Here is a 5910-nt window from a genome sequence, read left to right as displayed (position 1 = left end):
GATCTCGCCGTTGTTGATGACGCCGATGCGGTCGGCGATGGCCTCGGCTTCCTCGATGTAGTGGGTGGTGAGGATGATCGTCACCCCGCGCGCCTTCAGGTCGGCCACGATCTCCCACATGTCGCGGCGCAGCTCGACGTCGACGCCCGCGGTGGGCTCGTCGAGGAACAGCACCTCGGGCTCGTGGCTCAAGGCCTTGGCGATCAGCACGCGGCGTTTCATGCCGCCCGAGAGGGCGCGAATCGGCTGGTCGCGCTTGTCCCAGAGCGACAGCCGCCGGAGGATATCCTCGATCAGCGCGTCATTGCGCGGCTTGCCGAACAGCCCGCGCGACAGGCGCACGGTGTTGGAGACCTTCTCGAATGGCTCGAGGCTGACCTCCTGCGGCACCAGCCCGATCAGCGAGCGCGCCGCGCGGTAATCGGCAAGCACGTCGTGCCCGCCCACGGTGAGCGTGCCGGAGCTTGGCGTCACCAGCCCGCAGACCGTCGAGATCAGCGTCGTCTTGCCGGCGCCGTTTGGGCCAAGCAGCGCGAGGATCTCGCCCGCCTCGATATCGAGGTCGACGCCCTTCAGCGCCTCGAATCCGCCGTCATAGATCTTGCGGACCTGCCGCAGCTCGACCATCGCCATGTCGCGTCCTCCCGTCTTGCCCGCAGAACCTAGGCTGCCCTCGCAGGAACGCAACGTTCGCTGGCGCAGGCCCCCCTGTGCGCGGCGATTTGATCTGGCGCCGGTGCAGGGGCCGGGGTAGTCGCGAGAGCCATGAAAGCACTCTCCGACCGGCCGGGCCTGGGCATCCTCTTCATCTGTTTCGGCGTCGTTGCCATCTCGGTGAACGACATGCTGATCAAGCTGCTCTCGGGCGGCTATCCGCTGCACGAGATCGTCGCGGTACGCGCGGGCGTCGGGCTGGTCATCACCCTGAGCCTCGTGAAGCTTGAGGGCGGCTGGTCGCTGCTGCGGACGCGCACGCCGCTGCTGCACGTGGCGCGCGGGCTGATGGTGGTGCTGGCCAACATGACCTATTACGCGGCGGTGGCGGTGATCCCGCTGGGGCAGGCTACGGCGCTGTTCTTCGTGGCGCCGCTCTTCATCACGCTGCTCTCGATTCCCTTCCTCGGCGAGAAGGTCGGCCCGCTGCGCATCGGCGCGGTGGTGGTGGGCTTTATCGGGGTGCTGATCATGCAGCAGCCGTGGAAGGAAGAGCTTGCCACCTCGCGCATCGTGCTGCTGCTGCCGGTGATCTCGGCCTTCTTCTACGCGATCCTTCAGGTGATGACCCGCAAGCTCGGGCTGACGACGCGGGCCTCGGTGCTGGCGGTCTACCTGCAGGTGACCTTCCTCGTGGTGGCCTTCGGCTTCTGGCTGGTGGCGGGCGACGGGCGCTACGTCGACCGGGTCGAGAGCGAGGCGCTGGCCTTCCTGCTGCGGCCGTGGATCTGGCCCGAAGGGCGCGACGCCCTGGTGATGCTGGTCCTCGGCACGCTGTCGGGTTTCGTGGGCTACGCGCTCAGCGCCGCCTACCGCATGGCCGAGGCGGCGACCGTGGCGCCCTTCGAATACGTCGGCCTGCCGCTGGCGATTCTCTGGGGCTGGCTGATCTTCGGCGAATGGCCGGGCGCCAGCGTCTGGGCCGGCTGCGCGCTGATCGTGGGGGCGGGGCTTTTTGTCTTCCTGCGCGAGCGGCGCCGGCAAAGCCTGGCCCCGGGGCGACGCAGGCTCTGGGGGCGGCGCTGAACCGGCTTGGCTCTGCCCGCCGGCGGCCTCTATAAGCGCCCCGCAAGCACCGCGAACGAGAAGGAGACGCCATGCTGCCCGCCGACGTCGAGGCCCTGTTCACCCGCCAGGACGGCAGCTATCTCTGCGCCCGCTGGGGGCGGCCGATCGTGCCCATCGTCTTCGGCGTCGAGGACGCCACGCTCTCGGTGATCAAGGGCGCCTTCGAGGCGCTTTGCGCGCTCTCCGGCCACAAGATGGCCGAGACCGATCCCGAGCTCGGCGCCAACGTGATGGTGTTCTTCTTCCGCGACTGGGCCGAACTGCGCGGCGTGCCCGATCTCGACCGCCTGATCGAGGGGCTGGAACCGATGATCGCCCGGCTCGAAGCGTCGGGCGCCAACCAGTACCGGGTCTTCCGCTTCGACGAGACCGGCGCGATCAAGGCGGGGTTTGTCTTCCTGCGCATGGACAAGGCGCTGGCGGCGCAGCCCGCCGAGGAACTGGCACTGAGCCAGGTGTTGCAGGTGATGCTCTTGTGGTCCGAGAGCGCCTTCGCAAGCCGCTCGCCGCTGGGCCGGCTCGAGGATGGCCGCGTCGTGCTGCGCCCCGAGATCGGTGAGGTGCTGCGCGCGGCCTACGATCCGGTGATGCCGCCGGTGGCGCGCGACCCGAGCCACGCGCTGCGCATTGCTGCCCGGGCCGGACTGACCGGCCAGGCTTAGGCTGCAGGGCGGGACCGGGACCGTCGGAACGGTCCCGGAATGTGCTGCAAGGTCAGGTCCGGGGCGCTCAGGCGCCCACCATCCCCACGATTTCATAGGTTTTCTGCAGGATCGGCGCGGCGATGGCGCGGGCGCGTCCGGCGCCGTCCTTGAGGATGCGGTCGATCTCGGCCGGGTCCTGCATGTAGCGCGCCATCTCGGTCGAGATCGGCGCCAGCTTGTCGACCGCCAGATCCGCCAGCAGCGGCTTGAACTCCGAGAACGGCCTGCCGCCCACCTCGGCCATCACCTGCTCGACGGTCTGCTCCGAGAGCGCCGCGTAGATGTTGACGAGGTTGCGCGCCTCGGGACGCTCGGCAAGACCCTCGGCCTCGGAGGGCAGGGGCTCGGGGTCGGTCTTGGCCTTGCGGATCTTCTTGGCGATGGCGTCGGCGTCATCGGTCATGTTGATGCGGCTGGCGTCCGAGGGATCGGACTTCGACATCTTCTTGGAGCCGTCGCGCAGCGACATGACGCGCGTTGCGGCGCCCTCGATCACCGGCTCGGTCATCGGGAAGAACTCGGTGCCGAAGTCGTGGTTGAACTTGGCGGCGATGTCGCGGGTCAGCTCGACGTGCTGCTTCTGGTCCTCGCCCACGGGCACGTGGGTGGCGTGGTAGAGCAGGATGTCGGCGGCCATCAGCGCGGGATAGGCATAAAGCCCCAGCGAGGCCTTCTCGGCGTTCTTGCCGGCCTTGTCCTTGAACTGGGTCATGCGGTTCATCCAGCCAAGCCGGGCGACGCAATTGAAGATCCAGCCGAGCTGGGCGTGTTCCGCCACCTGGCTCTGGTTGAAGAGGATCGACCTGGTCGGATCGAGACCCGCGGCAAGGTAGCCGGCGGTCAGCTCGCGGGTCTGGCGCACCAGCGCGGCGGGGTCCTGCCAGACCGTGATGGCGTGCATGTCGACGACGCAGTAGATCGTCTCGACACCGCTCCCCTGCATGTCCACGAAACGCTTGATCGCGCCGAGGTAATTGCCGAGCGTCAGGCCGCCCGAGGGCTGGATGCCGGAAAAGACACGCGGTGTGAAGGCGGGGGTGGGCTGGACCGCCTCGGACATGGGGCATACTCCGTCTGGAAATTCGGCTGGGGCTGGCTTACCCATGCCCCGACATGCCGTCAAGAAAGAGCCCCCGCCCATGGTGCATCCTCACAACGAACCGCCCCTGAACCCGCTGCCACCCGTGGTGATGGCCCTGGCCATCGTGATCGTCGGCATCGAGGCGGTGTTCTCGCTCGGCGCCTATGGCGTGGTGGGCGGTGCAAGCGCCGTCGGCTGGCGTCTCGACGCGCTGGAGCGCTTCGCCTTCTCGGCGCCGGTGATGCAATGGATGCTGGGGACCGGGCAGTTCCCACCGGAGCATCTCGTGCGCTTCGTCAGCTACCCGTTCATCCACGGCAGCTTCACCCACGCGATGTTTGCAGCCGTCATGCTGCTTGCCATGGGCAAGATGGTGGCCGAGGCGCTGGGCCCGGTGCGCTTCGTGGCGATCTTCTTCGCCTCGAGCATCATGGGCGCGCTGGCCTACGGCTTCCTCGACACGCGCTTCCCGCTGATCGGGGCCTTCCCGCCGGTCTATGGGCTGATCGGGGGCTTCACCTACCTGCTCTGGCTGCGGCTCGGACAGGTTGGCGCGCAGCAGATCCGGGCGTTCTCGCTGATCGGGATGCTGCTGGCGGTGCAACTGGTCTTCGGGCTGATCTTCGGAGGCACCCTCGACTGGGTGGCCGACCTCGCCGGCTTCGTCACCGGCTTTCTGCTGAGTATCGTGCTGGTGCCCGGTGGCTGGGCACGGCTGCTGTCGCGCCTGCGCCGGGACTGAGCCTCCGGGGCCTCCGGGTGCGCGCGTGGCCCTGAGGGGCCCGGGGCGCCCCTAGAACATGTCCGCCGGCAGCACCGGCACGAAGCGCGAGAACTTCCGGCCGCTCGCACTGGGGTAGGGCAGGGCGAAGCCCTCGCGCTCTTCCGGGGGCACGGCGGCATTGGCGAGCGCCGCCTGTCGCCAGGTCTTGGCAAGCACCGTGCTCTGCGCGCCCAGCCGCGGCCCCAGCCATTTCGTGGCCAGCCGCTCGCGCAGCGCCTTGGCCTCCTCGGGGCGGCGGAACAGCACCGAGGCCTCGGTGTCCCAGCGCATCGAGCGGCCGTTGAGGTTGGCCGAGCCCACCATGCCCACGCGGTCGTCGACCACGATGACCTTGGAGTGCACGTAGATCGGACCCGCATCGAGCATGTCTGCGGCGCCTTCCTCGGCCGGGCGGGTCTGTCCGGGCGAGATCATCGCCAGCCGGTCGCCATAGATCTTGCCGAGGCGCTGCGCCGCTTCGGTCTGCAGCGCGTGGCCGTGGCGGGCGTCCCAGCCCACGTCGCTGTTGAACAGCACCCGCTCGGCGGCGGGCGGCAGGATGATCACGAGCTGCAGGTCCGCGATCCGCTCGCCGGCGCGGACCAGCGCATCGACGATGGGCCGGTGCCGCAGGAACTGGGTCTCGATGTAGATGTGGTGCTGCGCCTCGCCAATGAGCGCAATCATCGCCTTTTCATGCTCCTGCACGCTGGCCCGCGGCGCCAGCCGCAGGGGCCCCGGGCAGGGCGACGAGACGGTGCGCACCAGCCGCAGGTCCGGCGACGTCTGGGGGCGCACGTCGGTGGGCATGCGCTCTGCAGTGCCGTTGAGGCAGGGGCTGCCGCAATCGAGCGCGGCGTTCCACGTTTCCGAGAAATGCAGGCGCAGGGCGGCAGCGAAATCCGCGTCGTCCACCTGCATCGAGACGTCGTGCCAGGTCTCCTCGGCGGGCTGGTCGTGCTCGAAATCGTCGTAACGCCGCTCGTTCACGTCGAGCCCGCCGATGATGCAGCGGGCGCTGTCGGCCACGGCGAACTTCTGGTGGATGGTCACCGGGCGCAGCGGCACCGGGCCCTCGAGCAGCGAGCGCTGGACAGGGGTGAGCCGCGTCGGCTCGTCGCTTCGCAGCTTGTTGAGCATGCGCATGATGCGGCCGCGCATCATGACCCGCCAGAGCGGCCCGGCCATCTGGCCATGCGGCGCGCAGATCACCTTGGCGTCGCCCTGCAACACCGAGGCGAAACCGCTGGCCGAGCTCCACGCCAGCCGGTGCAGGTCTGAAGTGAAGACCGGGTCGAAGTCGGACAGCAGCATGCGGATGCGCACGCCACGCCGGGCGATCATCGCCAGCAGGTCGGCCGATGTCTCGAGTCCGCGCTCCCTCAGCTCAGGGCTGCGCAGCTTCGTGCGCGGGTCGAAGATGCGGAATGACAGCACCAGCTCCTCGCGCGCAGAGGCTGCGAGGCGTTCCAGGGCAGGAAAGCCTTCGGATGCGGTAATCAACGAAGTCAGCGTCACGTGACGGGGTCCTTAGCTGCGTCCTCGGCGGAAGGCCGAACTGAATTCGGACAATCTGAAGG

6 protein-coding genes are annotated in these 5910 nt (G+C 68.6%); 3 read left to right on the top strand and 3 right to left on the bottom strand.

The features are described from left to right. Positions 1-633: ABC transporter ATP-binding protein (locus HC022_RS17500; protein WP_167453287.1), on the bottom strand; the 633-nt coding region annotated here is incomplete at its 3' end. Between the two features lie 132 nt (positions 634-765). On the opposite strand from HC022_RS17500, the gene HC022_RS17495 reads away from it, so the two are divergent. Together HC022_RS17495 and HC022_RS17490 are read left to right on the top strand one after the other, a co-directional pair. Beyond that, the gene (locus HC022_RS17495) at positions 766-1740 is read left to right on the top strand and encodes a DMT family transporter (protein ID WP_167453286.1); all 975 of its coding nucleotides are present in this window, start codon (positions 766-768) and stop codon (positions 1738-1740) included. Positions 1741-1811: 71 nt separating this feature from the next. Then, positions 1812-2444, top strand: coding sequence for a hypothetical protein (locus HC022_RS17490; RefSeq protein WP_167453285.1), 633 nt, complete (start codon positions 1812-1814; stop codon positions 2442-2444). Between the two features lie 67 nt (positions 2445-2511). On the opposite strand, the gene trpS is transcribed toward HC022_RS17490, so the two are convergent. Next, positions 2512-3546, bottom strand: a complete 1035-nt coding sequence (trpS, locus tag HC022_RS17485; RefSeq protein WP_167453284.1) for a tryptophan--tRNA ligase — start codon at positions 3544-3546, stop codon at positions 2512-2514. A gap of 79 nt (positions 3547-3625) precedes the next feature. Here trpS and HC022_RS17480 point away from each other — a divergent pair, with 79 nt between their 5' ends. Next, positions 3626-4309 (top strand): rhomboid family intramembrane serine protease, encoded by a 684-nt coding sequence (locus HC022_RS17480; RefSeq protein WP_089961996.1) that lies wholly within the window; start codon positions 3626-3628, stop codon positions 4307-4309. A 51-nt stretch (positions 4310-4360) separates the two neighbouring features. On the opposite strand, the gene HC022_RS17475 is transcribed toward HC022_RS17480, so the two are convergent. Continuing rightward, a complete protein-coding gene (locus HC022_RS17475; protein WP_167453283.1) occupies positions 4361-5848 on the bottom strand; it encodes a phospholipase D family protein in 1488 nt (495 codons plus the stop codon). Between the last annotated feature and the right edge of the window lie 62 nt (positions 5849-5910).

Source organism: Salipiger sp. HF18 (assembly GCF_011806505.1).
Classification (GTDB): Bacteria; Pseudomonadota; Alphaproteobacteria; order Rhodobacterales; family Rhodobacteraceae; genus Salipiger; species Salipiger thiooxidans.
Note: the sequence above shows the minus strand (reverse complement) of the source record. Positions and strands in the feature narration are given on the sequence as shown.